The sequence below is a fragment of the Bacillus mesophilus genome (genome assembly GCF_011008845.1).
GTDB classification, from domain to species: Bacteria; Bacillota; Bacilli; order Bacillales; family SA4; genus Bacillus_BS; species Bacillus_BS mesophilus.
Genome location: NZ_JAAIWM010000005.1, coordinates 212,465 through 237,597 on the forward strand (window position 1 = coordinate 212,465; position 25,133 = coordinate 237,597).

A 25,133-nucleotide genomic window follows, 5' to 3' on the forward strand; every position below is an offset into this window, starting at 1 on the left:
TTAGTTGGTATCCTTTATTGTTGTAGTAATATTGGTTTATCAATTTTCTAACTATGCCTTTTTTAGCAAAAAAATTTAAGAAGAACGAATTAAGCTAAGTAATAACCTGAAAAACCCATTTTGCGTGAAGACACGTAATTATTGCATAAAGAGATAAAGCAGTGTATATAAGCGGCTTAAACCAACTGATTCTAGGAAAAACATTTTTCCAGCCAAACACTAATAAGGCAATTGACAATAATAATTTTAGTCCTAAAAATAATAAGGGTTCTGTTTCATAAAGGAATCTCATAGTTGGGTTAGCTTCCTCAATAAGGGATAGTTTTAACCCTAAGAATGTCATAGTAGCATCAATACTGTTTAAAATTGCTAAACTATAAAATATCAACTTCATGATTAACCACCTTTCCGTATCACCTCATTAAACAGGAGGAATAATTACGCCCTTTTTTAGAATTTTAGTCAAGGAGGGTCCATGCTATACCAAGTACCACTTAAAAGGAGTAATTTTGTTCACATAGCCTGTTTAACTTCATCCTAATTAGTGAATATATATTGTACTTCTTTTCAATCTAGTATATAATTGTTCTCTATTGAGAATTTAACAACAAAAAAATAATATAATTTGTAGATGTTTATTATTTTAGTTCTTAATAAAGAATTATTCAATAAAAATATCTGTATTTTTAAAATCTTATAATTTTGTTTTTTTTCAGACATATCTATGTAAAGTACTCTTTTAAAAAGAGGTAAGATATATTCTTTTGGAATGAATACTTATAATTAGGAGGGCTTTCATTTGAAAACACTATACTGGTTAAGCCTACTAGCAGGAACTCTATGGGGATCAAAGCCCCTATATGATTGGTTAATCTTAAAAAGAGAGATTCACATTGGCTATCAACCTTCAGGATTTTTCGATCATATTGAGTTTATATTTCCTGTACTTTGCTTAAGTGTTTTATATCTTTTAGGTTCAACATTTAAAAAGCAGCTTACTTTTTCCATCACCATTCTAACAATTGGTTTACTCTTGAATTCAATCTTTTATTACATTGAGACGTTTCATTCTTTATCAAGTATCCCTTATGGACACCTTTTTCTCCTTCCTAGTACTGCTTTTCTATTTACAGGAGCTGTATCACTTGCCTTCCAATTATATAAACTAAAAGAAGTAGCGAAAGCTGTGTTTTACATAGGAATAGTCTTTTCCGTAAGTACAGGCTTACTCTGCTTATTACCTCTAGCAGTTATCTTTCTATCAGAAAGTGTCGTCACTCCTTTAACCGCTAGTATCATGACGATAATCGGCTTTTCTTTTGGTTCAATAAGCATTCCATTCCTTCTAAAAAATCGAAAATCCAAGATTAATATCACAACAGAAGTAACTACATAATGTACAATAGAAATAAAACATAAAGGGGCTACCAAAAATGAAACAAGAACTGATCACCCGCTTAACTACATATGTAAAAATTGACACTCAATCAGATGCTGATAGTCCAACTTGTCCGTCAACACCAGGTCAGTTAACACTGGCTAACTTACTTGTCGAGGAGTTAAAGTCAATCGGCATGAAGGAAATAACGATGGATGATAATGGTTATGTGATGGCGACGCTTCCTGCTAACACGGATAAGGAAGTTCCAACAATCGGTTTCCTTGCTCATCTAGATACGGCTACAGACTTCACTGGTGCTAACGTAAATCCTCAAATTGTTGAAAACTATGATGGAGATGATTTAGTTCTAAATGAAGCATTAAACGTGGTCCTTTCACCAAAGAGCCTTCCTGAGCTTCCAAAATATAAAGGGCATACCTTAATTACAACAGATGGAACGACACTTCTCGGAGCTGATAATAAAGCAGGTATTACTGAGATCATGACAGCTATGAACTATTTTATTCAGAACCCTGACATCAAGCACGGTAAAGTAAGAGTAGCGTTCACTCCTGATGAGGAAATCGGTAGAGGGCCACATAAGTTTGATGTTGCTGCCTTCAATGCAAAATTTGCTTATACAGTTGATGGAGGTCCACTTGGAGAGCTACAGTATGAAAGCTTTAGTGCTGCAGGAGCAAAGATTACAGTTAAAGGTAATAGCGTTCACCCAGGTACGGCAAAGAACAAGATGGTCAATTCAGCTAAGATTGCAATGGAGTTAAACGGAATGTTACCTGCTGATGAAGCTCCTGAATATACAGAAGGATACGAAGGATTCTATCACTTAATTTCTTTCAATGGCGATGTTGAGCAAACAAAGCTTTCTTACATTATTAGAGATTTTGACAGAGAGAGCTTTGAAGGAAGAAAGACTACCCTCCAAAATATCGTAAATGACCTTAATGATAAATATGGTCAGGGTACTGTGACTTTAGAGATGAATGACCAATATTATAATATGAGAGAAAAAATCGAGCCAGTGAAGGAAATTGTTGATATTGCTAATACGGCAATGAAGAATTTAAACATCGAACCAATCATTGAACCGATTCGTGGTGGGACTGATGGATCCCAGCTTTCCTATATGGGACTACCAACTCCGAATATTTTTACAGGTGGAGAGAACTTCCACGGTAAGTTTGAATATATTTCTGTTGATAATATGGAAAAGGCTACAAAAGTGATTGTAGAGATAACTAGATTATTTGAAGAACAAAACTAAATAATTTGAAACCAAACCTGCTCATGAAGCGTATATTCTTGAAAGAGAACTTACTTTGTGAGCAGGTTTTCCTTTGTCTATAACTGTGGAGAAGAAAGTGGGCTATATATGGAGGATCTAAATATAAAAACAAGTACAAAAAGAAATTTCAACCCAAATGAGGCAATTCTGGTGTTCTCTTCTTTTATACTGGCTTGTTTGGCAACAGTTTTTGGTTTCATTATAAATGACTTGTTTAAAATCTAGGATTATTTATCATTTAATCAGCCTATAAAGATGATCTTTATTTCAGTGATTTCCGTTTACTTGTAATAGGTGGCTTGTTAGCACTTGTAACACCTTCAAGATTTGTTGATGACACAAATAAAACCTATCAAAACTATTCTGTTGGCAAATTACTAACATTTTTAATGACTGGGGCAGTTTTTGAAGAGTTATTATTTAGGGGAATTCTTCAAAATGTACTATTTCTTGTTTTTAATAATGAGTGGCTTACCATCATGATCACTACATTAGCCTTTGTAGCCATACATATTCAGTACTATAAAAAACCCATTATGCTCCTCAATATTACCATTCCTGGCTTGGTTTTCGGTTGGGTTTATTTTGAAACGGCTAACCTCATCGTGCCCATTGTTGTCCATTTTTTAGCGAATCTAGGGATGACCCTCATATTCAAATATAAATGGTTGAAATTAAAGGAGTAAGCAAAAATAGCTTGGAATTAAACTCCAAGCTATTTTCATACTAACTAACACTACGTCTATATTGGAGTATTCAAAATGATAGAATCACTTCCTTTTCCCAATAATTGATTTAACATTTTTTGTGATCCTTATTGTATGATTGTTGGTAGATGAGAGGTGTTGTAGATGAAATTTTGGTTAAAGGTTTTCCTTTCAATATTCATTTTTAGTGGGATTGGTTGGGCAATTTATTATACCGCTACCAATCTTGCTTCCGAGCAGTTAGTCGAAGCAGTATCAACTGAGCTTGAAATCAGTGGGGAAATGGACAAAGTAAAGCAAGAAATAGAACAGGATCCAGACCTACAGGCATTTATCGCAGATCAGCACAATGTTGATGAAAAGAAGCTTCCCTTTAAGACCAAGGAAGAAGCAACAAGAGCCATCATTAAAAAAGTTGGAATGACAGAATTAAAGCAAATTCAAGAACAAGTGCAAAGTGGAAACATGACAAAAGAGGAAGTCATTACACTACTCGAGGAAAACCTCTCAGAAGAAGAAATTCTCGCTTTAAAGGTTATTGCATACAAGGAACTACAAAAATAAATAACAATCCCATAATACCCATAGTTACTGGATGGAGCGCAATAAAACGGACTAAATAAAAAACAGATACCATAGCTAAACTATAGTACCTGTTTTTCTTTTTAGTTTTACTGTACCAAAGCAGGAACAACTAACTGAATTCTTCCTTCTGCTTGATATTCAAATGGGTTTGAAAGAGTCTTCACATATTCCACCGTTGCATCCACATCAACTGGACCAACTTCCAGATTAGTAGACAACTCCTCAAAACTTGTATCAGCATTTCCATACATATAGTTGTTCACAACCACTGTATATTCCTTTGTTTCATCAATCTTACTTCCATCTGGTAAAAGAATATCTACTACTTTACCTGTCTTTGTTTCAAAATCATACGTATACGTGTACTTGAATCCAGCAATATGGTAATCAAGACCTTTAGCTGTGATTTGTTCATCTAAAATGATTCGTAGATCAGCTCCACTAAGGTTAACTTTGTTTAATGTATTACCAAAAGGTTGGACTGCAAATAAATCGCCATACGTAACTTCTCCTGCATCTAGTGGTGAACGAACTCCTCCACCATTCATTAAAGCAAAGTCAGCATTCATTGCATACTTCATTCCATCTGCAATTAAATTCCCTAAGCCAAAGTCTCCAAACTCACTTGCTGTTGTTGGATATCCCTTCGCAAGTGTAGTTACTGATCCTCCTACAACCTGTGCTTTAATTGGTTCAACTTTAGCTGCATACTTCTCCATGATTGCTGCCACTTCTGGGTCTGGTGTATAGTTATTTTGAAATACAGTCTTAATTTCTGCAGACTTGCTATAGATATCTCCTGTGAACGGATCAATTTCAAGATCAACGTCAGAGAATGCAGTACCATAAGAAAAGGCTTGAACAATTAACTTATTATCTACTAATCTATTAACCTCTACATGGTTATGAGCAGCAAATAGTACATCTACTTCATCAGAAATTTGTTCAGCTATTTTGCTTAAATCAAATTTATCTGTGTATCCAGTTTGAGATGCTGGATTATGTGCTAATACGACAATAGACTGTATTCCTTGACTCTTTAACTCGGCTGTATATTTATTGATTGCCTCTACTTCATCGGTAATTTGTAATGTCTCATTACCTTTTCTCACAATCATAGTAGGAGTTTCTTGTGTAACGACCCCAATAAATCCTACCTTTTGCCCGCCGATTGTGAAGACAGTGTAAGGCTCCGTGATCAGCTGCCCATCTCTTGTATCATAAGCATTTGCTGCAACTAGAGGGAAATTCATTCCGTCATAGCCTGGGTTTCCATTGGGATGATTTCCACCATGCATCATACGCTTTAGTTCATCGATACCCTCATCAAACTCGTGATTACCAAGCGCACCAACATCTACGCCCATTGCTTCTAATACTTCAATTGTTGGCTCATCTTGGAATAAAGCAGACACTAGTGGACTTCCACCAATCATGTCTCCTGAATGAACAAGTAATGTGTTAGGATTGGTTGCTTCTTCCGCTTTTAATGCCGCAGCAGTGTACTCAACCTTACCAGCCAACTGATTTCCTATCTTTTTACTTGTATCTAATTGACCATGTAAATCATTTAAACCCAGTAGTTGAACCTTTATCCCTCGGTTTAAATCAATTTCGAAAATGCCAAAGCCATTTTGATCAAGTTGACCTGTATAGCTGAAAGGACTAGTAGCATCAATATATTTCTCAGCATTCGGTGATGTTGTAAATGTTACCTTTACATCCGCTGAAATCGGGGCAATCGACCAGTTATTATCAGCTGTTGGTGTTACTTCTTTCATCTCAGAAATATAATCCATTAAAATTTGGCGGTTTTCATCTGCTGAATCAACAACAAGCTCACTTCCTTTAATTCCTGGGAAGTTACCACCACCACCTGCACGGTAGTTATTAGTTACCACAATAAAGTCTTGTTCTAAATCAATTGCTTCACCATTATACTCAAGATTTACTACACGGCTAGCATCTGGATTAATTAAAGAACCATCTTTTCCATATTTAGCTGGTTGGGTTACATCAATTTGATATGTTACCCCGTCAATTACATCGAAGTTGTAAACTGGGAAACTAGTACTTAGTAATTCTTGTGCTTCTGTAATCGTTGGATCGATTGTATTGAACTTACCTGCTGACATTTCAATCCATTCTTTTACAACAGAACCTTTTACTTTGACTGCTTTTAGTGTGTTGTCGTAAAGGTATAAATCACCTGCACTACGGATCGTTAAGTCTCCCTTTTTAATCTCTGTATATTCTTCCACACCGTTACGTCCTGCTTTAAATGGTGCACCAACAGATAGAATCGGAAGGTCTCTATATTCAGGCTTATTTAATTCAACATACTTTTCTACATACCATTTTTGCGCATTTGTTACAATTTGTACGGAAGGATCATCCTGAACTAGAGCAAAATAGCTATGGATATCATCCGTTGTTGTACCAATTGGCGTATTTACATATTCAATTGTGGCTTCATGATCAGCCGTTACTGCTTCCACAATTGCTGAATCTGGTTGTACATGTTCGATTTCTCTAGTAGATGACTGAGAGGTAGCAACAGACCACTTTCCTCTTACTTTTTGAAGAGAAAGGTCAATGATTCCTAACGAACCTCCACCATATCCCGCTTGTACAGCAGCTACTCCATTAATTGTACCTTTTTCATTATCAACACCAGGTAGTGGGTTCCCATCTGGACCTTTAAACAATCTATCCAACTTATCCACTGATTTTGCTGGGAATGTTTTATGCGTATGAGAAAAAGTAATTGCATCGATTCCAGCTACTTTACTTAGCGCATACACTGCGTCCTCTGTATGGGCTTCATTTCCGTTAAAACCAGAATGAGCTAATGCAATAATGACATCTGCTCCTTCTTCCTCCATCATAGGTACAAACTTTTCAGCCGTCTCTACGATATTTTTTGTTATCACTTTGCCATCAAGATGTGCCTTATCCCACTCATTAATTTGTGGCGGTACAAATCCGATATAACCGATCTTAATGACCTTTGTTTTACCCTCATTGTCTGTTACTTTCTTATTTACAATTTTATAAGGAGAATATTTATTTACATCATTCGTCTGGTCTTGATCCAGATCATCTATGTATACGTTTGCGTTTACGACTGGGAAGTTCGCATCATCATATACTTCATCAAGGTAATCTAATCCATAGTTAAATTCATGATTTCCTAGAGTAACGATGTCATAATCCATTAAATTCATGGCCTTAATTGCTGGATGAACCTCACCGTCTTCTAGTGGATCTACCTTTGCTTTGTATGTACCTAGTGGATTACCTTGAATGAGGTCGCCATTATCTACTAGTACCGAGTTCTTTACTTCTTTTCGAGCCTGCTTCACAAGGGTTGCTGTCTTGGCTAATCCTAATTTTGGTGCTTCGGCATTTTTGTAATAATCATAGCTTAATAGATTAGTGTGAATATCTGTTGTCTCCATAATGCGTAGCTCCACTTGTGAAGTCACTTTTCCTCCAGAGGGTTTTGCTGCACTAATGCTCGTAGACATAAATGGTGTTGTTAAAAGACTTAAAGCAAGAACACTGGAAACTACTTTTTTACCTTTGACTTTGCTTTGCAATTTCATTAGATCCACCCTTTACTCATATTTGAAAGACAGTACATTGCACATTAAATATAGCAGACAAAAATTAACTACTTGTAAAGAATATGTAAGGTTTTCAAAAGACAGTTAAATACTACTATCCTTGTCATTCAAACGAGAATTAAAGGTAGTTCAAGTGTCCTTACTGATTTTAGAAAACTAGGATAATAGGTACTGTCACGCATCCCGAAGAGGACCTATATGCATTTATGTAAGCTTTAGGAAAATAAAAAAGACACCTTCCCATAAGGAAAAGTGCCCTGTATCATCCTACCATCTAGCCGTAAGCATTTTACGCCTCGTATAAAACTCGACCCCGTCAGATCCATTTGCATGAAGATCTCCATAAAATGAATTCTTCCAGCCTGAGAATGGGAAGAATGCCATTGGTGCTGGAACTCCAATGTTCACCCCAAGCATTCCAACCTCAATGTTTTCTCTAAAGTAACGAACGTTGCTACCATCTTGAGTGAATAAGCATGCCCCGTTACCAAAATCAGATTGGTTTGTAAGCTCAATAGCTTCCTCTAAGCTTCCAACTCGAACAATTGAAAGTACTGGCGCAAAGATTTCATCTTTCCAAATCTTCATAGAAGGCTTTACATTATCAAAAATAGTTGGGCCGATGAAGTATCCATTTTGGTGATAAGCCTCATCCTTACGACCGTCGCGAACTAAAGTTGCTCCCTCTTGTTCTCCGCTCACGATATAGCTTTCTGTACGCTCTTTATGTTCTGCACGAATGACCGGACCTAGAAATACATCCTCTTCTAATCCGTTTCCGATTTTGATTTCATCTGCTTTTTCATTTAGTTTCTGAATAAGTGGATCAACTACATCACTAACTGCCACTACCACTGCGCATGCCATACAACGTTCACCCGCTGAGCCGTAAGCCGCACTAATGATTTCCTTCACGGCTGAATCTAAATCCGCATCAGGCATCACAATGGAATGGTTTTTTGCTCCCGCTAGAGCTTGAACTCGTTTTCCATTGTTAGCAGCTGTTTTATAAATATATTCGGCCACCGGTTGTGATCCAACAAAGGAAATCGCAGGTACTTCTTTATGATGCAATAATCCATTCACCACATCATGAGCACCATGAACAATGTTCAGAACCCCATTTGGTAAGCCTGCCTCTGTGAAAAGTTCTGCTAAACGATTAGCCAGTAAAGGTGTTCTTTCTGAGGGCTTTAATATAAAGGTATTTCCCATAGCGATTGCTAGCGGAAACATCCAGCATGGTACCATCATTGGAAAGTTAAAAGGAGTGATTCCTCCGACTACTCCGACTGGATAGCGATACATACCCGATTCAATATTGGAAGCAATATCTGGTAGCTGTTTACCCATCATTAGGGTCGGTGCACCAGCTGCGAATTCCACACACTCAATTCCTCGTTGTACTTCTCCATGTGCTTCTTTAAAGCTTTTGCCATTCTCGATTGTAATTAATCTAGCAAGCTCATCCCACTGCTCTACTAATAGCTGCTGATATTTAAATAGAATACGAGCCCGCTTTGGTACAGGTGTTTTACTCCATGTTTTAAAAGCTTCTCTCGCTGCTTTTACAGCTGTATCAACATCTTCTTGAGTTGAAATCGGAACCTGTGCTAGCTCCTCACCAGTGGCCGGATTGGGCACGACTTGATATTGCTCAGTTTGGGCATTTACCCATGCACCGTTAATATAATTTTTAAGGATTTTAGTTGTTGTTGTGGTCAAGATTTATTTTCCCCTTTCTACACGCATCAAAGCCTGGTTCTTGTAAACTAGTTGTACATTTATGTATACACATCGTTGTGTGAAAAATTCTCGTAATAATCTAACAGTAAACTACAAGCTAAAATAACTCCAATATTTTACTTTTAGTTTACTATTTTTTTAGATGCAAATTGATAATCATAACAAACGAGATAGAGTTCCTCTAGCTCTTCTCTTGTCGGTACTCTCGGATTATTTGCTGGACTACCGCTAGCTAATGCATCCTCTGCCATTTTACTGATTGCTAATTTAAAAGCTTGTTCATCAATTCCCCATTCCTTCAGGTTGGGAATACCAAGCTTTTGGCAAAGCTCTTTGACAGATTCAACCGCTAGATTAGCTGCCTCCTCATTACACAAGTCCTTCTTTTCAGGAGCAAAAATTCGACCCAGGTCTGCTAAACGGTCAATGCAGGCTTCTTTACTATATTCAAGAACAGCTGGCAAAAGCATTGCGTTGGAAAAACCGTGCGGTACATGAAATAACGCTCCAATCGGTCTCGACATCCCGTGGACAAGGCAAACGGAAGCATTGGTAAATGCCATCCCTGCTTGAAGTGAGCCAAGTGACATCGCTTCTCTAGCATCAAGATCTTCACCGTTATTGTAAGCGTTTAAAATATTCTCCGTTAATAGTTTCATGGCAGATAACGCAATTGTATCTGTCATAGGATGAGAACGTCTTGAAAGGTATGCTTCTACTGCATGACTAAGAGCATCTACACCGGTTGCAGCTGTGACAGGCTTAGGAGAAGAAAGTGTTAGAAGTGGATCCACAATCGCCACATCAGGCATAAAGGCTGGTTGTTTAATCATCATTTTGACATTGTTTTGTGTGTTGGTAATTACCGTGACATCAGTTGCTTCAGATCCTGTGCCCGCTGTTGTAGGAATGGCGATATGTGGAATCGGCTTATGAGTCGCAAGCTTCCTTCCACCTTGATACTCTCCGATAGATCCACCGTTTGTAGCTAATACCGCAATCGCTTTCGCCGTATCAATACAACTTCCACCACCAAGTGAAATAACCAGATCACATTCCTCCTCTAACATAAGCTTAAGAGATTCTGTTACATATTGATCGGTTGGCTCAGAAGTAACACCCACATATACCACACATTGAAGTCCAGCTTGATCTAGATGATGAATACACGTACTAACATATCCGAGTCCATCCATAATTGGATCACTGACAAGCAACGCTTTTTTACCTCGTAGAGCAGCCTCCTTTCCAACATTCTCAAAAGACTGTCTACCATAAAAAATCGCTTGAGGTGTTCTAAAAACAGCATAGCCCTCCATTTACTTTCCACCCTTCACACAGGATAAGTTCTCTATTATTTCGGAAAATTAAAAATCATTACTATAAATATATTGCTTATCTCGATCTTTGAGAAGGATTTTTCATGTTAATGACTAATATATTTATAAAAGGTGGTGCGGACTATGTACAAAACAATCATTCGTCCTCGTGTATCCGAAACAGACGGCGCAGGACATATTAATAACACAACTTTACCGGTCTGGTTTGAGGCGGGAAGAGAAGAAATCTTTGAATTATTTACTCCCGATCATAGCTTCAAAAACTGGAGATGCGTAATTATTAATTCAAATATCGACTTTGTCAGCCAGATTTATTACGGGAGAGAAGTGGAAGTTCGGACTTGGGTGAATAAGATTGGAAATACTAGTTTTATTTTGTATGAGGAATTACATCAGGGAGACACACTTTGTGCAAAAAGCACAGCTGTTTATGTAAATTTTAATTTTGAGAACCAATCAAAAGAGGTTATTCCTAATGAGATTAGAGTAGAACTTGAGAAGCATTTATATAGTAATGATGAAGGCTAGGCCCCATTTGTGGCCTAGCCTTTACATTTAGTTAAGTATCAAAACATCCCCATCTATTATTAGTAAACGACAGTAATCTATTGCAAGTTCAGTAAGGCAAGGTAAAGGTGCTTTTTCCCACTACAATTAACCTCATCACACAAAACCCATGCTTATTTTCTATTTCCAAAGACTTTATAGAGCAATTCTGTCGAAATTTGCCTATAATTAAGATAATTATTCAATTATGAGGAATAGGGGATTACATGAATGGAACGTATCCTAGAATTAGAACATAAAGTAGACGAGCTATTAAGTCTGCTAGAAGCATTTAAAGAACTTAACTCCAATATTGCGATCAATGATGTGTTTGAAAATATTCTTCTTCAGATGGTACAGGTAGTAGGGGCTGAAGCAGGGACTTTATGGGTCGTTAATGAGGAGTTACAGGAAATCGAAGTAAGTGCAGCCTATGGACCAACTTCTTCAGCGATGTTAAACATTAAGCTGCAAAAGGGAGAGGGAATCGTCGGAAAAGTCATTACGACAGGGAAAGCACACTTAATAGAAAATGTAGCAGAGGACCCTGACTGGGCAAAGCGAGTCGACCAATCTAGTGGATTTATTACCATGTCGATGATTACCGTTCCTCTTATTGCCAAAGGGAATTCAATTGGAGCACTTCAGCTTCTAAACAAGAAAAAAGAAAATCATTTTACCGAAGAGGACGTTAAGTTAGCACTAGCTCTAGCTAATCAGTCTGCACTGGCTCTACATAACAGCCAAATGTACGATCATCTATATAAGATGTTCATAAGTGTAATTCGAACATTAGCAAAGGTGTTAGATGCACGTGACCCTTATACTGCTGGTCATTCAGAGCGTGTCGCAAAGTATTCGGTGTGGATTGCGCATCGCCTTGGATTTTCGACAGGACAATGTGAGGAACTATATAAAGCGGCATTATTACATGATATTGGAAAAATAGGTGTCTCAGATGAGATTTTAAGAAAGCCGACACGATTAACTCAAGAAGAGTATGAGTTAATGAAGCAACACACAGTCATTGGTGCAACCATTTTATCTAATATGGAACCAAAGAGTTCTGTACTAAATGCGATTCAAACGGCACGATCACACCATGAAAGAATTGATGGAAGTGGATATCCTGACCGTTTATCTGGAGATGAAATTCCTCTGTTCGCTAAAATTGTCGGAGTGGCAGATACCTTCGACGCAATGACAACAGTTAGGCCTTATAGTAAAGGGCATACGTTCGAAGAAGGAGCAGCCGAGTTAGTAAGATGCAAAAACACCTTATTCGATCCTAACATTGTGGATGCTTTCACTTCCATATTAGAAGAATGTAACTACCAGCTAGATTCCTATGAAGTGCCTGGCTTTAAAAAGAGAGAAATATTATGAGCCAATTTGATTTTCTGTTAATAGGACATTTTATCGGAGACTTCCTCCTGCAAACTTCGTGGATGGCACAGTATAAAGCAACAAAGTGGATTCCGTTACTAACTCATGTCACCATTTACACAATTGTTGTAGCGATCTTCGGGTTTCTTTCAGGGGGACTTTCTCTTTGGGGAATTGCCATTATATTTATTGGACATGTGATCCTAGATCGAAAGAAGTTCGTTTCGTTTTGGGTTAAAAAGATACAAAGGGCAGATGGACCTAGTCTGGGTTGGTTATCTATTGTAACAGATCAAGTTTTTCATCTTATATTGTTGGCAATTGCCATTTATGTGTAGGAGGGGATACATAGATGAAGTATTCAGCTAAGAAATATATTATCGAGCAACATTTCCCTCTTTCTAAAGAGAAAATTTGGGAGCTTCTTGGGGATACCGATCGATTAAATCGATTTATCGGGTTATTTCCAGTTACCTTTAGCCCTGCCAAAAAAGTTGGTGATGATACATTTTACCGTTTGGCAGAAGCAAAGGTTGCAGGTCTTGTTCCGATTGTCTGGAGAGAATATCCCTTTCAGTGGGTGACCAATGAGTCTTATATGGTAGAACGGCGATATGAAAAAGGGCCATTAGCGCATTTCCTGGGGGGAATTGAGCTATATGAACAGAATAACAAAGCTAAAACGACAGTCCGGTTAATTGGCGAGTTTACACCCCGAAATCTTCTAGGTAAAGCAGCCCTACCATTCACAGCTGTTCGATCGATGCATTTGACGATGAAATATCTTCACGATTACCTATCTAACAAAGTAAAGGATCAAACAGCCTATACTCCGAAGAAGGTTACTAATAAGGTCAATATACCTGAATTAACAAAGCTTGAAACTCAGCTTTCCAAACTACCAGTAGACTCATCCTATATTCCCTACCTTCATCAGCATCTAGTCGAAAAGATGGATCATGATGTAACACAGATGAGACCTTATGAGCTTGCTAGACATTGGGGAGTAAATCCTGACGAGGTACTTAGGCTATTTCTTTATGCAACCAAGGTTGGAATTTTGAATTTAAGCTGGAATTTAATATGTCCGAATTGCAGGGTGTCTAAAGTAAGCTATAACACTCTGTCCCAGTTAGAAAATGAGTTTCATTGTGACTTATGTGGTATAAACTATGATGCAAATTTTGAAAATTACGTAGAGCTATATTTCTCTGTCCATCCTTCAGTTAGAAAAGCCTATGCCCAGAGTTATTGTGTAGGGGGACCGATGATTTCTCCTCATGTGAAAATTCAGAAGGTGATTGAAAAGGGAGAAACCTACAAGACGGTAATTCCACCTTATCATAAAAAACTTCGAATTCGAGTTCTGCAAGCTAATCACACAGTGGACATTCAATCAGTTCCTTCCAATCAATCAAAGCAAGCTGTTGAATTAGATTATAGAAACAGTGGTTGGTCAGAGTCTACTATTTCTGTTACTCCGGGAAACACTGCTATAACTATTCACAACTCAAGTCCAGAGGACATTGTAGTAGTGGTAGAACAAGGGGAGTGGAGTCAAGAGGTAGTAACAGCTGCAAAAATCACCGCACTACAAGAATTTAGAGATCTCTTTTCCTCAGAAGTATTAGCACCAGGCCAACAGGTGGGCATTGAGAATGTCACGATTCTTTTTAGTGACCTCCAAGGATCTACTTCTCTCTACGAGGTAGTAGGGGACGCAGATGCCTACGGACAGGTTCGCAGACATTTTGATTATTTAACAGAGATGATCTCAAAAAATTCAGGCAGTGTGGTTAAAACGATTGGGGACGCGGTAATGGCTGTCTTTCATAAACCTGAGGATGGCTTTCAAGCAGCTCTTCACATCCAAAAACATATCGCAGAATTTAATGATAAGAATGCAGGGGATATTACTCTAAAGGTTGGTTTATATAGTGGACCAGCAATTGCCGTAAATTCAAATGATCGGATCGACTATTTCGGAAGAACTGTAAATATTGCTGCTAGGATACAAGGTCAAAGTACTGGAAACGATATCGTCTTCCATAAGGAGTATTTAAACAACTCGACCATTCAATTTCAACTTGAGAAAGAAGATGTAATACTAGAATCCTTTCATGCAAATTTAAGAGGAATTTCTGATTCTATAGAGTTAGTTAGACTTCAATTCAAAAAAACAGATAAGGCTTAGGGATGAAGATCCCTTTTCTTATCTGTTTTTTATTTTATATTAAGCAGCCTTTTTCATCTTACTGTTTTCCTGATACTTTTTAATATCTATCCGAAGCATAATCGATATAACACACGCAACAGAGATCAAACCTAGAAACACATAAAAAACAGGAATATAGCTACCAGTGGATGATCTAATTTGATTCACTAACATCGGTCCAATAATCCCGCCAAGAGACCAGGTGGTTAGAAGATACCCATGGATTGCTCCAAGCTGTTTGGTTCCAAATAAATCACCAATAAATGCTGGCAGATTGGAAAATCCTCCTCCATAACAGCTAACTACTAGGAGAATAAGTGCCTGGAACAAGAGAGCATTCGTTGTGTTAGGGAGTACCGCAAAAGCGATAATTTGAATAATGAAGAAGATGATGAATATATTATAGCGTCCAATATAATCAGAGGCTGTCGCCCAACCAAGTCTTCCTCCACCATTGAAAATCCCCATGATTCCCACCATTGTCGCAGCAGCAGCAGCAGACAATCCCACTACATCTTGAGCCATCGGAGAAGCAACCGAAATCATCATAATCCCTGCACTTGTATTAATGAGCATCATCGTCCATAGCATCCAGAAATGTTTGGTTCTGACAGCCTCTTGAGCTGTTAATTGTCTTAGATCCTCTTTCACCTTTTTCTGACCTGCAACAGCAATTCCTTGTTTCATCGATTCAGGTATCCACCCCTCTTTTGGTGGAGCAATATAAGAGGCACCTAGAATCATAACAAAAAAGTAACATGTCCCTAAAATAAAGAAAGTGGTTGAAATACTAGTTGTAATAATTAGGTTGGCGGCAACAGGAGCAGTGATTAGTGCCCCAGCACCAAACCCAAGTACAGCCATCCCAGTTGCTAAACCTCTCCGATCCGGAAACCATTTAACAAGGGTGGATACAGGTGAGATATATCCAATGCCAAGCCCAAGTCCACTTAGTAAACCGTATGTAAGTAAAAAGGCAATTGACGAGTCAAGTAAGACAGCTACTCCGGAGCCCACTTGACCTAAACCAAACAACAACGCTGCTATTAAAGCCGACTTCCTAGGTCCCCATTTTTCTACGAACCTACCAAATGCTGCAGCGGTAAACCCTGCAAGAGCCATCATAATAGTAAAAGCTAATGTTACATTCGTTTCAGACCATCCCATTGTTTCAATGAGTGGCTTTTTATATACGCTATAGGCGTAAGAAGCACCGATCGAAAGATGAATAGCGATAGCGGATAATGCAATAAGCCATCTGTTTTTTGTGAGAGTCATTGTCTTCCCCCTTGATTGTTTAATTTTTCCATGTGTTAATTTATGATAACGATTACATACTGAATAGTCAAAATATTTTACTTACTTTAAAAAAGTTAGGTTAGGCACGGGGGGTGCTGACCTCTTCATTTGCCGTAGGACGTGGCGTTTCTTACAGAGGTTCTTTATTCGTTACTTTCAATAAAATCATCTAAACATTAACAGTTTAAAAATTAAGTTAGACAAATACTGGTAATTATTACATAATATATATAATATTATATGTATAAATTTTAGTTTTATTATTATTCTAGTATATTAAATTGATGTATAAATATTCCTACCATCACTCTAATTCCCGCTTTTGAGAGAATACTTTGACCTTTAAAAATCATCTCCGTAAATCTCGCATTTAGAAATTGTAAAATTTTTGTAATCACTGATTTTGTAATCGCTTTTTCTAGTACAATAAATAATAGAGTTCATTAGGGGAGGAAGTATCAGATGAAGCGTCGTTTTACGAAAGAGGAAAACAGCTGGGTGCTGTATGATTGGGGAAACTCCGCTTATTCCGTTATCATCTCAACCGCAGTCTTTCCACTCTACTATAAAGCATCCGCAACTGAAGCAGGAGTTAGTGCTGCTAATTCTACCGCCTATTTAGGCTATACCATCGCGATCGCTACATTTATATTAGCTATGCTCGGACCGATCCTCGGAACGATTGCTGATTATCAGGGCTTTAAGAAGAAGTTCTTCAGTTTTTTCTTCTCTTTAGGTGTTTTATTTACAGGGGCCCTAGCCTTTATCCCAAGTGATCAATGGTTATTTCTCTTAATCTTTTATACTGTTGCGGCAGTAGGTTCAGCAGGTGGAAATATTTTTTATGACGCATTCTTAGTCGATGTTACAACTGAAGAACGAATGAATCGAATTTCCGCTCGTGGTTTCGGTTTAGGCTATATCGGTAGTACCATTCCTTTTATCATCAGTATTGGGATTATTGTGTTAGCACAAAATAAAATCATACCGATCGAGACTGTAACTGCGAGTAAAATTGCCTTCATTATCACTGCTATTTGGTGGGGCGTATTCGCCATTCCTCTTCTTAAGAACGTCCATCAGCGCTATTACATTAATAAAGAACCAAATCCAGTCGTCAATAGCTTCAAACGACTTGGAAAGACATTTAAAGAAATTAGAAAATATCGTTCGTTATTTCTATTTCTACTAGCCTATTTCTTTTATATCGACGGAGTGGGGACGATTATCACAATGTCTACAGCCTATGGTTCAGACTTAGGTATCACTTCTACGAACTTACTAATCATCCTTTTTGTTACTCAAGTAGTAGCTGCACCATTTGCCTTACTATATGGAAGACTTGCAGAGAAGTTTACTGGTAAAAAGATGCTTTATGTTGGGATATGCGTATATATCATCGTTTGTATTTATGCTTATTTCTTAGAAACTACAATTGATTTCTGGATTCTCGCTATGCTTGTTGCTACATCACAAGGGGGTATTCAAGCATTAAGCCGTTCTTACTTCGCAAAGCTTGTTCCAAAACAGCATTCAAATGAGTTTTTTGGATTTTATAACATCTTCGGTAAGTTCGCAGCTATTATGGGGCCACTTCTTGTTGGTGTTACCGCACAGGTTACTGGGAATTCCAACAGTGGAGTATTTAGCTTAGTTGTCCTATTTATTATTGGTATTATCATTTTGGCCTTTGTTCCAGAGGAACGAGATGTAAAAACAGCATAAAAGTTTTCAGGCTTAGCATGTTAGTGCTAAGTCTTTTTGTATCTCTCACCCGAAAGGTAATTACTATTTGGGTCCTTTTATCAATCAAAATACTACAAACCCCTTTCAAAGTTCATGCTACAAAAATGGAGGAGAGGATATTATGACACAAAGAAACAATGAACAATATAAAGTAATAAAAGGGCCTAAGGCTAAGGAATCAGGAGTTGAAGCAAGCTAAGAATATTTAACCGGGAATGAGACTTCAAAACCTAAAAACAAGTGAGTGTAACCCTATTCCAAATATAAAAGACAATTCAATATAAGAAATTGCCTTTTATATGAACTACTATAGTATTTTATCTTTTCAGTGGATCTGGCATAATCCAGACTACTTCACAAAGACGCACAAAGAACGTTGAATCTCCCACTTTAATTATTAGAGGATCCGGCTTACCATCCATTAACATTCCACTAATTCTACCTCTCGTTGTTTCAATCACCACCGGACTTCCTATTAGCGTGCTAACCGCAGAGAACACATAGGGCTCAGACACCACGATCTCCTCTGGACCCGTCATCGGCATAGGCTGATTCATATGTTGATACATCATATTCATCTATTTTTTTCTCCATAGAACTCTAGTTTTATCTTTGTTACGACGGATCTGGCATAATCCAAACTACTTCACATAGTCGCACAAAAAAAGTTGATTCTCGCTCTTGAAGAACAACATGATCTGGCTTTGCATCAATCACCATTCCTGAAACGTTTCCTCTCGTTGTTTCTACTACTGCTCTTTTTCCTACAAGCGAAGCAACTGCTGCATATACATATGGTTCAATTACTGTTACTTGCTTTGGCTGTTGCATATTTTGTAGTGGTTGATTTACTTGACGATACATATAATTCATTTCATTTCCTCCTTTAGGTCAATACACACTCAACATATGCAATATTGGGTTCTTTGCCTTAGGCAAAAAGCCCATTTCAAACAAAGTTAAAATAGCTCATCATTTTCCTACTTGTCTTGGATACAGTAATATATAAGTATAATCACTTCACAAAAACTATTTTAAAATAATAATATAATGCATAATAATTGGAGGTTTCAACTTGAAACAGGCTAAAGATCTTTTTCAAGAAGCAAAAGATTTTATAGAAATCAGTTATAAAGAGTTAGGAATAGAGGAACTAATTGATGAAAGATTACTTGAAATCGAGCTTCAAATTAAGGAAGATGGCTACTACGAACATACCTATGAAGAACTAGTTTATGGAGCAAAGCTTGCTTGGAGAAATAGCAATCGTTGTATTGGTAGGTTCTTCTGGCAAACACTTGACGTAGTAGATGCACGACAATATAAAACAGAGGAAGAAGTATATGAGGCATTGCTGTTTCATATTAAAACAGCTACAAACAACGGGAAGATCAGACCCATGATTACAGTCTTTCATCCTAACTTAAAAACTGATTGTGATATAAGAATTTGGAATCATCAGTTAGTCCGATATGCTGGTTACGAATACGAAGATGGTGTAATAGGGGATCCTGCCTCCATTTCTTTTACAAAGGTATGTGAGTCTTTGGGGTGGAAAGGAAACCATACACATTTTGATGTTTTACCATTAGTTATCCAAGTAAATGGCGGAACACCTAAGTGGTTTAATATTCCTAAAGAGCTCATTTTAGAGGTGCCTATTCAGCACCCAGATTATCCAGGATTCAAGGACTTGGGGATAAAGTGGTACGCTGTTCCGATGATTTCTGACATGAAAATGGAAATAGGGGGTATCGAATATCAGGCCGTGCCATTTAATGGCTGGTATATGGAAACTGAAATTGGAGCTAGAAACCTTGCCGATTCATTCCGTTATAATCTATTACCTAAATTTGCTTCCATAATGGGATTGGATATCAGTAAAAATTCAACCCTTTGGAAAGACCGAGCATTAGTTGAACTAAATTACGCTGTTATAGACTCCTACAAATCCGCTGGAGTGAGTATTGTCGATCATCATTCAGCAGCTGCTCAGTTCAAGCGGTTCGAGGAAAATGAAGCAAGAGCCGGCCGTGAGGTTACTGGTGATTGGACATGGTTAATTCCACCCGTTTCTCCTGCAGCTACCCATATCTTTCATCATTCTTATGAAGACAAGCTCGTGCTTCCGAACTTCTTTTATCAAGATCAGCCGTATGAAAAGGATAAAGGATAAATAAAAAATGCTGAAGTGAGAAGGGGATTCCCATTTCACTTCAGCTCATTGAACTTAAATCTATTGAGTTAGCTTATCGTTTAAATGGCGATTTGAAGCTATATCGTTTTGCCCGTCTAATAAATGATTCATTCCTCTTACTAATGTATCATCCTCTAACAGACTCCAAATGTGGTATCCAAAGTCCTCTCTTTTTAACAGAACTTCTTCTAACACCTGAACCGTACCAAAGTCGTTTAACTCATGTGCACGGGAAATTGTTTTTCTCATCATGCCTTGAATCTTTATTTCGTGCTCCAAGTCATTACGAAGAAAATCACGCATGGTATAACGACCTTCTACTTCATGTTTAATATATGAAATCTCATGTTGAGTGACCGGATGAGCTGTTGGTACCACTCCTAATCTTGCCACTCGTTCACCAACCATATCAATATGCTTTTGAGTAACATCAATATGCTCATCTAGGATATGGTGTAAGCTTCCGAATGATTCAGCACCTTCTGTTAGCCAGTGATGCTTCGTATATTGATGTAATGCCACATTTAAAGCACATAAATGCTCGTCAAGCATTAGTCCCATTTCTAAACGTGTATCAACTGGTAAACTAATTCCGGAACCTTCTTGTCTTACTGTTCTTGGTTCTTGGCGAAGAATCATTTCATCACTATGCTGATTCATATGCCCTGGCATATTTGGGTCAAAACCTGATTTTGATAATTTAAATTCATCTGGAGAAAAACCATTTCCACCTTGCATTTGCATATTAGTTAGCCTCATTTCCTATTAATTAGGTAAGGAGTGATCAATAGTTGTTGCTCCTTATCAGGTTTAATTTAACCTTCAAGTTAGTACTTCAATATGCTAATTACTGTAAGTTCTATTGCTCTGCACAAAAACAGCTACCCAGTGTAGAAATTCGTTTCCAAAAAGTCAGTTGAAATTGACCTTATTTTCTAAAAAGCAAACTACCCAGAACTGATCCGTAACCAATATGGCCAATCAACCAAAAAACAATCGCTTCTATGGAAGTGATGGATGGTGTTCGAACTGAAAGGGCTGTAGTGGGGTATAGAAGTATACCGATCACAAAGGAAATAATGGTGACCCGAATGAGGATTTCTCTATTCGACCACTTATTTCTTTTTACTAAATAGAGCAGCCCAATTCCCAATATGATTGAAATAATAAGATGCATGATAAATTCAATGGGTTCAGAAAGTGTTAGATCTTTTACATATGGAATATAATCAACATTTAGTAGTAAAGTGTACACTTTGGTACCTACTGTTTGTTCTATTGCTTTTAAGAACAAACCCAAGATCGTACCTGAAATAATCCCCGCAATAGTTCCTCTTATGAAAATATTCATTTTTGTTAATCATATCCCTTCACAAATGCTATGCATATATTATACATAAATTATATAATGTTGATAAGAAGTCACAACATCTATAAGGAGAAAAATGAAAAAAATTATTGTATGGCTTAGAAGGGATCTCCGCCTTCATGATCATCCAGCTTTATGGGAGGCATCCCAACAAGGAATTGTTATTCCGGTATTCATATGGTCAAAGGAAGAAGAAACGCACCTTCATTCAAGCCCAACCTCAAAGTGGTGGTTACATCACTCACTATATGCTCTTCAAAAAACATTATTTACAAAGGGAATATCATTAATTATCAGATCCGGTAACAACAGTCTACATGTCCTAAAAACATTAGTTGAAGAAACAGGCGCAGATTCCTTATATTTTAACGAAAGAATGGAGCCAGATCTTTATCTTAGAGATCAATTAATCCTCAAAGAATTAAACTTAATAGGAATAAAGACCAGATGTTATTGCACAAATCAGCTTGTTCATCCTTCTCAGATTGTCAACAAATCTGGAGGACCATATAAAGTCTTTACTCCTTTTTATAAGCGTCTACTAAAGGAATTTATTCCTCGACCTTTTCCGATACCAAGTAACTTACGTGGTTTAAATCAGAAGATTGATTCTTTATTTATAGAACAACTTGACCTACTTCCTATTATCAATTGGGATCAAAAGCTACACCGGCACTGGATTCCCGGAGAAGTGTGGGGGATTACACAATGGACAAGTTTTCTTAGTAAGTCCATCTCTCGTTATCAACAAGACCGTGATTATCCATATACGGAAGCCAGTTCGGCACTTTCACCGTACTTAGCATCTGGTGATCTAAGCATTCGTGCTTTATGGTATGCTGCTCTAAGATTTAAAGAACAACACGATGAGTTAGAGGGGCAAGTTGATGCTTTTCTCCGACAATTGGCCTGGAGGGAATTTAGTTATTACCAGCTATGGCATCACCCTAGCATTACCGAACATCCACTGCGAGAGTCATTTCGTGAATTTCCTTGGAACAGTCATATTGAACAAAAAATGGATAGCTGGAAGAAGGGGAAAACTGGATATCCTCTTGTAGATGCTGGAATGAGACAACTCTGGGAAACGGGCACCATGCATAATCGCATTAGGATGGTAGCAGCTTCCTTCTTAGTAAAGCACCTCTTAATTAACTGGACAGAGGGTGCAAAATGGTTTCAGCATACACTAGTAGATTTTGACCTTGCTAATAATGCAATGGGATGGCAGTGGATTGCAGGAACCGGCTTTGATTCCGCTCCTTATTTCCGAATCTTTAACCCCATAAAACAGAGTGAGCAATTTGATCAAGATGGCGAGTATATTCGGAGATGGGTACCAGAGCTGTCCAAGCTATCTGCACCTTATATCCATCGACCTTGGGAAGCACAAGCTGAACTTTTAAAAGCAGCAGGTATAGTGTTGGGGGAAACCTATCCTAATCCGATTGTTGATCACCAAATGGCTAGAGAACGTGCATTGAAAGCATATAGTACAATTAAAGGATAGTGTAAAAGTAAAGGCATGAGATTTCATTCATATCTACTAAACCTTTTGCCTGTTTTAAATCTAACCTTAATCTCAAAAGGTGACTCCGTCTAGTTGGAGTCACCTTATACCTTTATTCTTCCTCATGCTGTTTATATAAGGATAACAAATAACCTACAACCGCCTCTTGCTCTTCATTGGTAAATCCATTTTTTCCATCAATCCAATAGGCATGTCCTTCACCAGTTACTCGAACTGTTCGTAGACTCTCACTCGATTTGTTTTCTTCAATCACCTTTTGGCGTAATTCACGATCAATCATTGCCATTAAACTGTTTTTGGGATCTGGACTAATTCCTTTTAACAAAGTATTCTTCATCCCAAATTCTCCGTTAGTCCCAATCGCTACCCCTCCATCATGTAAATATGGAGCCGTCCAATACAGCCCGATTAAACTTGGCACCTTATAGCCACCTGCTGAGTTATCGTGCCCAAATGCTAGTTTAATTTGTTCCGGATCAAGATGTTGTGTAGGTACTTTTAACACCTTTGGATTTTCAGGTAGAGGAACAGGTGTATCCGGTGCATACAGATAGGACTCCCCAAACACCTTCTCAGTTTTACTTAAACCCTTTGCTCGAGAAGGTTCTGTTCCCACTATATCTGTGGAGACTACACTATTATTGGTTAGGTTATTACCAGCATGACAACTAATGCATCCGCCCTTAATAAAAACCTCTCTTCCTTGATCAATCTGTTCTTTTGAAACATCCAGCTTTGGTTTGGGTGGATTGATCGTGTTCTGCCACGCACTAGCCGCATAGTTTTGTTCATTGAATTTAAATCCATTTTCACTTACAAATAAGCCTGCCGGAGCAACGATGGATACCTTCGGATATAGAGGCTGAGCCACCATATCGTTCACCCCAACCACACCGGGTGTCGGGTCTACTGACTTAAAAAATTCTGTCGGTTTTACATCTAGGCTAGGCATATAACGAAATTCAGGATTAGCAGCGTTTTGCAGAATCATTCCTACATATACTTCAGGGTCTATCCCTACTAACTCTTGACTGATTTCCATTTGAGAGAGAGAATCTGCATTTTGCGCATGTACATTATTACTAAACGAAGATAAGCCTTTAAAAGGACCTGCGGCTGAGAAACCACTCCAACCATAAGGATGATCACCTAATGTATAGGCATCAGGTATTTGACATGGATTGGCAACAAGATCGATTGTGGAGTCAAAGTTTCCTCTTGGCCACTGCGCTACAATTCGATCCACCTCACGCTCAATTGTTTCTGAATCCGGCAATGATTGTACCTTGCCCGTTGAATCAATAACTTGAGGACTGTTTTCTAACACATATTTTTCAATACTTTTTATTTCAGCATGGCTAAAAAACGCTGTAGAGTTACTCGCTAATGCCATAACCAGGCCAGCGTTAAAATCCGCATTAGGAGCATTTTCGATGACATTTTTATTTACTGGATCGACGGTTGCATGACAGGCAGCACAGCTGATTCCCACTCTAACTCTTCCATCCGCCCATGAGACTGGTAATCCAAGTGGAGTTAAAGAACCTCTTGCTACATCAATTCCTGTATCTATTAAATCACCCTTTTTATAGTGCGTTTCACCAATGGTAATATCCTTAGCCAATTCTACCCGAAGATTAGTGGTTCCTTCACCCTTAAGTGCCAAAATCGCCTTACTCATGTTTCCAATTGTTAATGGGCCATTAATGATACCCATAATATCTGTTAGGAAGATTTCATTTCCAAATGTCTCCTCATAAAATACCTCTCTCCCTAGTTTTAGCAGTTCATTGTCAATTTTGATGGCCCCTTCATCAAACACTTCATTTTTTGAAGATACATGTTGAATGGAATCATTTTTCTCGCTGATAAATGTCCCCCATATATCCAAGCCTTTACGGCTATTATGCGAATGATCTACCACAGTATCTTCATCTGGTATGTATGCATATTCAAAATCACTCATTGAAGCAATTCCTACTACAATTGCAATGAGGAAGAGCATTATGTATAAATAGTACCGTCGTTTCATGTTTTCCTCCTTGAATACTGTGATGTGATGATTTATGTTTTATTTTTACCTGAAACTCTAAAATAATCACTTTAAACAAGAATTAGTTACCTTGGGTAATCCTCTAACACGGCTCGTT

Annotated in this window: 21 protein-coding genes; 11 read left to right on the forward strand and 10 right to left on the reverse strand. The window is 37.9% G+C overall.

Annotated elements, in window-relative coordinates:
• Positions 1-94 precede the first annotated feature (94 nt).
• Positions 95-394 (reverse strand): DUF5658 family protein, encoded by a 300-nt coding sequence (locus G4D63_RS14995; protein ID WP_163180487.1) that lies wholly within the window; start codon positions 392-394, stop codon positions 95-97.
• A 405-nt stretch (positions 395-799) separates the two neighbouring features.
• Here G4D63_RS14995 and G4D63_RS15000 point away from each other — a divergent pair, with 405 nt between their 5' ends.
• The 4 genes from G4D63_RS15000 to G4D63_RS15015 all read left to right on the forward strand — a co-directional run bounded on the left by G4D63_RS15000 (position 800) and on the right by G4D63_RS15015 (position 3,958).
• Entirely contained in the window at positions 800-1,396 is a 597-nt protein-coding gene (locus G4D63_RS15000; RefSeq protein WP_163180488.1) for a hypothetical protein, read from the forward strand.
• A 37-nt stretch (positions 1,397-1,433) separates the two neighbouring features.
• The gene (gene pepT / locus G4D63_RS15005) at positions 1,434-2,666 is read left to right on the forward strand and encodes a peptidase T (protein WP_163180489.1); all 1,233 of its coding nucleotides are present in this window, start codon (positions 1,434-1,436) and stop codon (positions 2,664-2,666) included.
• 320 nt (positions 2,667-2,986) lie between these two features.
• Entirely contained in the window at positions 2,987-3,373 is a 387-nt protein-coding gene (locus G4D63_RS21925; protein ID WP_239585984.1) for a CPBP family intramembrane glutamic endopeptidase, read from the forward strand.
• Positions 3,374-3,538: 165 nt separating this feature from the next.
• Positions 3,539-3,958: a hypothetical protein gene (locus G4D63_RS15015; protein ID WP_163180490.1), complete on the forward strand. Its 420-nt coding sequence runs from the start codon at positions 3,539-3,541 to the stop codon at positions 3,956-3,958.
• Between the two features lie 107 nt (positions 3,959-4,065).
• Here G4D63_RS15015 and G4D63_RS15020 read toward each other — a convergent pair whose 3' ends face one another.
• From G4D63_RS15020 to G4D63_RS15030, 3 genes are all read right to left on the reverse strand, one after another.
• The gene (locus G4D63_RS15020; RefSeq protein ID WP_163180491.1) at positions 4,066-7,587 is read right to left on the reverse strand and encodes a bifunctional 2',3'-cyclic-nucleotide 2'-phosphodiesterase/3'-nucleotidase; all 3,522 of its coding nucleotides are present in this window, start codon (positions 7,585-7,587) and stop codon (positions 4,066-4,068) included.
• Positions 7,588-7,875: 288 nt separating this feature from the next.
• Positions 7,876-9,333, reverse strand: a complete 1,458-nt coding sequence (locus G4D63_RS15025) for a CoA-acylating methylmalonate-semialdehyde dehydrogenase (RefSeq protein WP_163180492.1) — start codon at positions 9,331-9,333, stop codon at positions 7,876-7,878.
• A gap of 143 nt (positions 9,334-9,476) precedes the next feature.
• A complete protein-coding gene (locus G4D63_RS15030; protein WP_163180493.1) occupies positions 9,477-10,673 on the reverse strand; it encodes an iron-containing alcohol dehydrogenase in 1,197 nt (398 codons plus the stop codon).
• Positions 10,674-10,817: 144 nt separating this feature from the next.
• Here G4D63_RS15030 and G4D63_RS15035 point away from each other — a divergent pair, with 144 nt between their 5' ends.
• The 4 genes from G4D63_RS15035 (at position 10,818) to G4D63_RS15050 (ending at position 14,820) form a co-directional block, all read left to right on the forward strand.
• The gene (locus G4D63_RS15035) at positions 10,818-11,222 is read left to right on the forward strand and encodes an acyl-CoA thioesterase (protein ID WP_163180494.1); all 405 of its coding nucleotides are present in this window, start codon (positions 10,818-10,820) and stop codon (positions 11,220-11,222) included.
• A 249-nt stretch (positions 11,223-11,471) separates the two neighbouring features.
• Positions 11,472-12,626, forward strand: coding sequence for a GAF and HD-GYP domain-containing protein (locus tag G4D63_RS15040; protein ID WP_163180495.1), 1,155 nt, complete (start codon positions 11,472-11,474; stop codon positions 12,624-12,626).
• Positions 12,623-12,964, forward strand: a complete 342-nt coding sequence (locus G4D63_RS15045; protein WP_163180496.1) for a DUF3307 domain-containing protein — start codon at positions 12,623-12,625, stop codon at positions 12,962-12,964. The genes G4D63_RS15040 and G4D63_RS15045 overlap by 4 nt, the downstream gene beginning before the upstream one ends.
• A gap of 14 nt (positions 12,965-12,978) precedes the next feature.
• Positions 12,979-14,820, forward strand: coding sequence for an adenylate/guanylate cyclase domain-containing protein (locus tag G4D63_RS15050; RefSeq protein ID WP_163180497.1), 1,842 nt, complete (start codon positions 12,979-12,981; stop codon positions 14,818-14,820).
• Between the two features lie 39 nt (positions 14,821-14,859).
• Here G4D63_RS15050 and G4D63_RS15055 read toward each other — a convergent pair whose 3' ends face one another.
• On the reverse strand, positions 14,860-16,119 hold the full coding sequence (locus tag G4D63_RS15055; RefSeq protein WP_163180498.1) for an L-lactate MFS transporter: 1,260 nt from the start codon (positions 16,117-16,119) through the stop codon (positions 14,860-14,862).
• 483 nt (positions 16,120-16,602) lie between these two features.
• Here G4D63_RS15055 and G4D63_RS15060 point away from each other — a divergent pair, with 483 nt between their 5' ends.
• Positions 16,603-17,865, forward strand: a complete 1,263-nt coding sequence (locus G4D63_RS15060; protein ID WP_163180499.1) for an MFS transporter — start codon at positions 16,603-16,605, stop codon at positions 17,863-17,865.
• 338 nt (positions 17,866-18,203) lie between these two features.
• Here G4D63_RS15060 and G4D63_RS15065 read toward each other — a convergent pair whose 3' ends face one another.
• Complete coding sequence (locus tag G4D63_RS15065; protein ID WP_239585983.1) at positions 18,204-18,464, reverse strand: DUF2642 domain-containing protein; 261 nt, start codon at positions 18,462-18,464, stop codon at positions 18,204-18,206.
• 37 nt (positions 18,465-18,501) lie between these two features.
• Positions 18,502-18,759 (reverse strand): YuzF family protein, encoded by a 258-nt coding sequence (locus G4D63_RS15070; protein WP_239585982.1) that lies wholly within the window; start codon positions 18,757-18,759, stop codon positions 18,502-18,504.
• A gap of 202 nt (positions 18,760-18,961) precedes the next feature.
• Here G4D63_RS15070 and G4D63_RS15075 point away from each other — a divergent pair, with 202 nt between their 5' ends.
• Entirely contained in the window at positions 18,962-20,062 is a 1,101-nt protein-coding gene (locus G4D63_RS15075) for a nitric oxide synthase oxygenase (protein ID WP_163180500.1), read from the forward strand.
• Between the two features lie 60 nt (positions 20,063-20,122).
• On the opposite strand, the gene G4D63_RS15080 is transcribed toward G4D63_RS15075, so the two are convergent.
• Together G4D63_RS15080 and G4D63_RS15085 are read right to left on the reverse strand one after the other, a co-directional pair.
• Entirely contained in the window at positions 20,123-20,827 is a 705-nt protein-coding gene (locus tag G4D63_RS15080; protein WP_163180501.1) for a Dps family protein, read from the reverse strand.
• Between the two features lie 184 nt (positions 20,828-21,011).
• Positions 21,012-21,434, reverse strand: a complete 423-nt coding sequence (locus tag G4D63_RS15085) for a hypothetical protein (RefSeq protein ID WP_163180502.1) — start codon at positions 21,432-21,434, stop codon at positions 21,012-21,014.
• Between the two features lie 94 nt (positions 21,435-21,528).
• Between G4D63_RS15085 and G4D63_RS15090 the strand changes: the two genes are divergently transcribed.
• Complete coding sequence (locus G4D63_RS15090) at positions 21,529-22,962, forward strand: cryptochrome/photolyase family protein (protein WP_163180503.1); 1,434 nt, start codon at positions 21,529-21,531, stop codon at positions 22,960-22,962.
• A 112-nt stretch (positions 22,963-23,074) separates the two neighbouring features.
• Here G4D63_RS15090 and G4D63_RS15095 read toward each other — a convergent pair whose 3' ends face one another.
• Positions 23,075-25,015 (reverse strand): electron transport protein, encoded by a 1,941-nt coding sequence (locus G4D63_RS15095; protein WP_163180504.1) that lies wholly within the window; start codon positions 25,013-25,015, stop codon positions 23,075-23,077.
• Positions 25,016-25,133 lie beyond the last annotated feature (118 nt).

Coding starts and splice junctions, on each gene's coding strand:
- G4D63_RS14995 (WP_163180487.1), bottom strand. CDS start 394: ATGAAGTTGATATTTTATAGTTTAGCAATTTTAAACAGTATTGATGCT.
- pepT (WP_163180489.1), top strand. CDS start 1,434: ATGAAACAAGAACTGATCACCCGCTTAACTACATATGTAAAAATTGAC.
- G4D63_RS15015 (WP_163180490.1), top strand. CDS start 3,539: ATGAAATTTTGGTTAAAGGTTTTCCTTTCAATATTCATTTTTAGTGGG.
- G4D63_RS15020 (WP_163180491.1), bottom strand. CDS start 7,587: ATGAAATTGCAAAGCAAAGTCAAAGGTAAAAAAGTAGTTTCCAGTGTT.
- G4D63_RS15030 (WP_163180493.1), bottom strand. CDS start 10,673: ATGGAGGGCTATGCTGTTTTTAGAACACCTCAAGCGATTTTTTATGGT.
- G4D63_RS15035 (WP_163180494.1), top strand. CDS start 10,818: ATGTACAAAACAATCATTCGTCCTCGTGTATCCGAAACAGACGGCGCA.
- G4D63_RS15040 (WP_163180495.1), top strand. CDS start 11,472: ATGGAACGTATCCTAGAATTAGAACATAAAGTAGACGAGCTATTAAGT.
- G4D63_RS15045 (WP_163180496.1), top strand. CDS start 12,623: ATGAGCCAATTTGATTTTCTGTTAATAGGACATTTTATCGGAGACTTC.
- G4D63_RS15050 (WP_163180497.1), top strand. CDS start 12,979: ATGAAGTATTCAGCTAAGAAATATATTATCGAGCAACATTTCCCTCTT.
- G4D63_RS15055 (WP_163180498.1), bottom strand. CDS start 16,119: ATGACTCTCACAAAAAACAGATGGCTTATTGCATTATCCGCTATCGCT.
- G4D63_RS15060 (WP_163180499.1), top strand. CDS start 16,603: ATGAAGCGTCGTTTTACGAAAGAGGAAAACAGCTGGGTGCTGTATGAT.
- G4D63_RS15065 (WP_239585983.1), bottom strand. CDS start 18,464: ATGAATATGATGTATCAACATATGAATCAGCCTATGCCGATGACGGGT.
- G4D63_RS15070 (WP_239585982.1), bottom strand. CDS start 18,759: ATGAATTATATGTATCGTCAAGTAAATCAACCACTACAAAATATGCAA.
- G4D63_RS15080 (WP_163180501.1), bottom strand. CDS start 20,827: ATGCAAATGCAAGGTGGAAATGGTTTTTCTCCAGATGAATTTAAATTA.
- G4D63_RS15085 (WP_163180502.1), bottom strand. CDS start 21,434: ATGAATATTTTCATAAGAGGAACTATTGCGGGGATTATTTCAGGTACG.
- G4D63_RS15090 (WP_163180503.1), top strand. CDS start 21,529: ATGAAAAAAATTATTGTATGGCTTAGAAGGGATCTCCGCCTTCATGAT.
- G4D63_RS15095 (WP_163180504.1), bottom strand. CDS start 25,015: ATGAAACGACGGTACTATTTATACATAATGCTCTTCCTCATTGCAATT.